The 4,189-nt window shown below is 71.7% G+C and carries 2 protein-coding genes and 1 pseudogene; 2 read left to right on the forward strand and 1 reads right to left on the reverse strand.

All coding sequences use genetic code 11. The features are described from left to right. Window positions 1-330: pseudogene (locus tag G6030_RS08485) on the reverse strand (hypothetical protein); the annotation flags it as partial. A gap of 357 nt (window positions 331-687) precedes the next feature. Between G6030_RS08485 and typA the strand changes: the two are divergent. Beyond that, entirely contained in the window at window positions 688-2,610 is a 1,923-nt protein-coding gene (gene typA, locus G6030_RS08490; RefSeq protein ID WP_182642830.1) for a translational GTPase TypA, read from the forward strand. A gap of 13 nt (window positions 2,611-2,623) precedes the next feature. Next, window positions 2,624-4,189, forward strand: a 1,566-nt coding sequence (locus tag G6030_RS08495; protein ID WP_347238613.1) for an ABC transporter family substrate-binding protein, incomplete at its 3' end; no start/stop codon positions are given.

Below are 4,189 nucleotides of genomic sequence, written 5' to 3' on the forward strand. Positions count from 1 at the left end.
GGCGGTCTGCTCGCCGCCGATGCACTGCTGCATGATCGTCGGGTAGGCGAACTGCGCGATGACCGGGCCGTTCTCCGGCAGCGGGGTGCCGGGTTCGCCGGTGCCGCGGAAGAAGCCGACGATACGGGCGATGGTGCCGCGGGTCTCCTCGGGGATCCACTGCTGCGCGGCGAGGTTCTCGATCGCCTGGAGGACGGGCTCGGTGGGGCGCCCGAGCTCGTCCAGCGACTGTGCACCGGCCGTGGCGGGGGCGGCGAGCCCCAGCACGACGGCGGCGGCGGCGCCGAGGCCGAGGGTCCGGAACGAGGTCCTGAGCGAGTGGCGGGTCACTGGCGAGTCCATTCTTCGGCAGGGGCGGGCGGACCGGTCGGCGGCCGACCGGGCGACCGCTCGATGTTCTCACAGCGCCCCCGTATCGGGGACACGCGGAGCCGGATTGGCGATCTTGCTGGGGCTGATGTTACAGAAGTTATACGTGATGTAAATAACATCGCACGTCACGGGTGGTGCCGCGGAGGTCGGGATAGCGGCGCCGCGCCGATCAGCGGGTAATGTGGTCACGCAACGCGCGCTCGACCGGACGCGCTTGTGGATCACGCGGGAGACCCCGCCGATTCCCACGCCACGCGCCCCGGCGGCGACCCCAGCCGCCTCGGCGCCGTAAGCCTCCGAGGGAGAACCCAGCGTATGGCCCAGACCGAGTTCCGTAACGTCGCGATCGTCGCGCACGTCGACCACGGCAAGACGACCCTCGTCGACGCGATGCTGCGTCAGTCGGGCGCATTCGACGAACGTGCCGAGCTCGTGGACCGCGTGATGGACTCGGGGGACCTGGAGCGCGAGAAGGGCATCACGATCCTCGCGAAGAACACCGCCGTCCGCCGCCCGGGCGCGGGCTCGGGCGGTGCCGATCTCGTCCTCAACATCATCGACACGCCCGGCCACGCCGACTTCGGCGGTGAGGTCGAGCGCGGCCTGTCGATGGTCGACGGCGTCGTGCTGCTCATCGACTCCTCCGAGGGGCCGCTGCCCCAGACCCGTTTCGTCCTGCGCAAGGCGCTCGCCGCGTCGCTGCCGGTGATCATCGTGGTGAACAAGACCGATCGCCCGGACGCCCGCATCGACGAGGTGGTGGAGGAGGCCCAGGACCTCCTGCTGGACCTCGCCTCGGATCTCGAGGACCCCGATGCCCAGGCCGCCGCGGAGCGCGCCCTCGAGCTGCCGGTCGTATTCGCGTCCGGGCGCGCCGGCAAGGCCTCGACCACCCAGCCGGCCAACGGCCAGGAGCCCGACGCGCAGAACCTGGACGACTTCTTCGAGCTGCTCTACGACGTCATCCCCGCCCCCCGCGGCGACGCCGACGCCCCGCTGCAGGCGCACGTGACCAACCTCGACGCGTCCAACTTCCTCGGCCGTATCGGTCTGGTCCGCATCCACAACGGCCGCCTCCGGAAGGGACAGCAGGTCGCGTGGATCCACCACCTGCCGAACGGCGAGACCGAGACCAAGTCGGTCCGGATCACCGAGCTCCTCGCGACCGAGGGCGTCGAGCGGGTTCCCACCGAGGAGGCCGTGGCCGGTGACATCGTCGCGGTCGCCGGCATCAGCGACATCATGATCGGCGACACCCTCGCCGACCCGGAGAACCCTGTCGCGCTGCCCGCGATCACCGTCGACGAGCCCGCCATCTCGATGACCATCGGCGTCAACACGTCCCCGCTCGCCGGCCGCAACGGCGGCACCAAGCTCACCGCGCGGATGGTCAAGGCGCGCCTCGACCAGGAGCTCGTCGGCAACGTCTCCCTCAAGGTGCTCGACACCGAGCGTCCCGACGACTGGGAGGTGCAGGGCCGTGGTGAGATGGCGCTGTCCATCCTCGTCGAGACGATGCGCCGCGAGGGCTTCGAGCTCACCGTGGGCAAGCCGCAGGTGGTCACCAAGCGTATCGACGGCAAGATCCACGAGCCGATTGAGCACATGACCATCGACGTGCCCGAGGAGTACCTCGGCGCGGTCACCCAGCTCATGGCCGCACGCAAGGGCCGCATGGAGCAGATGAGCAACCACGGCACGGGATGGGTCCGGATGGAGTTCCTCGTCCCGGCTCGCGGTCTCATCGGCTTCCGCACCACCTTCATGACCGAGACGCGCGGATCCGGCATCGCCAACTCCGTCTCCGCCGGCTACGAGCCGTGGGTGGGGGAGATCCGCTCGCGGCACACCGGCTCCCTCGTGGCCGACCGCGCGGGTAAGGCCACCGCGTTCGCTCTGCTCGGCCTCGCCGACCGTGGCGACTTCTTCATCGAGCCCGGCTCCGAGGTCTACGAGGGCGTCGTCGTGGGGGAGAACCCCCGCTCCGAGGACATGGACGTCAACATCACCAAGGAGAAGAAGCTCACCAACATGCGGTCGGCCACCTCCGACGCCACCGAGACGCTGCAGAAGCACCGCAACCTCTCGCTCGAGGAGGCCATGGAGTTCTGCGCCGGCGACGAGTGCGTCGAGGTCGGCCCGGACGCGATCCGCGTGCGCAAGGTCGCGCTCACCGCGACCGAGCGCGCCAAGGCCCGCAGCAAGGCCAAGTCGCGCGAGCAGCAGTCCGTCAGCTGACGTAGGTGAGGCCGTGAGGACGACGGGGGCGTACGCGCGCCGGCGGGCATCCGCCGTGCTGGGTGCCGCGCTCGCCCTCGTCGTCGCCTCCGGCTGCGTCGCCGACCCCCCACCCCCGACGGTCGTGGGGGACGACCGCACCGACGGCACGTCCGTCAGCCTCACGGACGCCGGCATCCTTCTCGCGCTCGACCGGGTCGAGGAGGGTTTCAACCCGCACCTCCTCGCGGACCAGGGGGTGGACACCGACCTCGTCGCCTCACTGCTGCTCCCCAGCGCGTTCGTCCCCGGCGTCGATGGCGAGCCCGTCCTCAACCGGGATCTGCTGCTGTCCGCGGCACCGCTGCCGGACGCCCCGGAGACGATCCGCTACACCATCGACCAGCAGGCCCAGTGGTCCGATGGCGTCCCCGTGGCGGCCGAGGACTTCGAGTACCTGTGGCGACAGATGACCGGTCAGCCCGGCGTCGTCGACCCCGCCGGTTACGAGCGGATCGTCGACGTACGCTCCGGCGCCGGAGGCAAGGTCGTCGACGTCGTCTTCGAGTCCGTACCCGCGCACTGGCGGTCGCTCTTCCAGCACCTGCTGCCCGCGCACATCCTCAAGGGCGCCCCCGACGGTTTCCAGGGCTCGATGGAGGCGCTGCCGGTGATGAGCGCGGGGCCGTTCATGATCCGTGCGGCCGACATCGGCCGTGGCGAGATCGAGTTCGTCCGCAACGACCGCTACTGGGCCGGGGCCCCGGAGATCGAGCAGATCGTCGTCCGCCGCGCCACCGGCCCCGGCCAGCTCGGGGCGGCCCTGCGTGACGGTGCGGGGTCGATGGCCCTGGTCTCCGCGACGCCGGTGGCCAGGGACGTCTCCGAGATCGTCCCCGGGGTGACGGGCACGCCGTTGGCCGGCACCGCCCAGCTGGAGCTGGCGTTCAACACCGTCGCGCCGACCGTGTCCGAGCCCGCGGTCCGTCGCGCCGTCGCCGCCGCTCTCGACCCGCAGGTGATCGGGCGGGTCGTCACGGGGGAGGCGCGGCCCGAGGTGACATCCCATCCGTTCCCGGCCGGGTCCGCCGTGACCACGACCGCCGATCCCGCGCTGACCGAACGCGCGCTGACGGGAGCCGGTTTCGCCCTGACCGGTCCGCGCTGGCAGCGCGACGAGGTCCCGCTCTCCCTCACGCTCGGCGTCGAGGCCACCGACGACCGCGCCGTGACCGCCGCGTACTCCGTCGCCGACCAGCTGCGCGGCGCCGGGATCGGCGCCCGGGTGTGGGAACTCGAATCGACGGCTCTGTACGCCGACGCGTTGCCGCACGGTCTGGTCGACGCCGTCGTCGGCTGGCAGAGCACCGACGGGCAGCCGGAGCTCGCCGCCGTCTCCCGCTTCGCCTGCGCCCCGGCCGCTCCCCGACCGGGATCGGGGGCGTCCGCGTCCGCGTCCACGTCCGGCTCGGCCACGTCGGAGGAGGCGACCACGACACCGGCCCGGCCCCGCACGACCGTGCCGAGCCTGTCACCGCCCGAGCCGGACACCGGCCGGAGCCGCCAGCGCCGTACCACCGACACGAGCGCCAGCGCCGGG

The organism is Dietzia sp. E1 (assembly GCF_014145015.1).
Classification (GTDB): Bacteria; Actinomycetota; Actinomycetes; order Mycobacteriales; family Mycobacteriaceae; genus Dietzia; species Dietzia cinnamea_A.

Excerpts from the sequence above, each read along its gene's own strand:
- typA (WP_182642830.1), top strand. The coding sequence starts at position 688 with ATGGCCCAGACCGAGTTCCGTAACGTCGCGATCGTCGCGCACGTCGAC.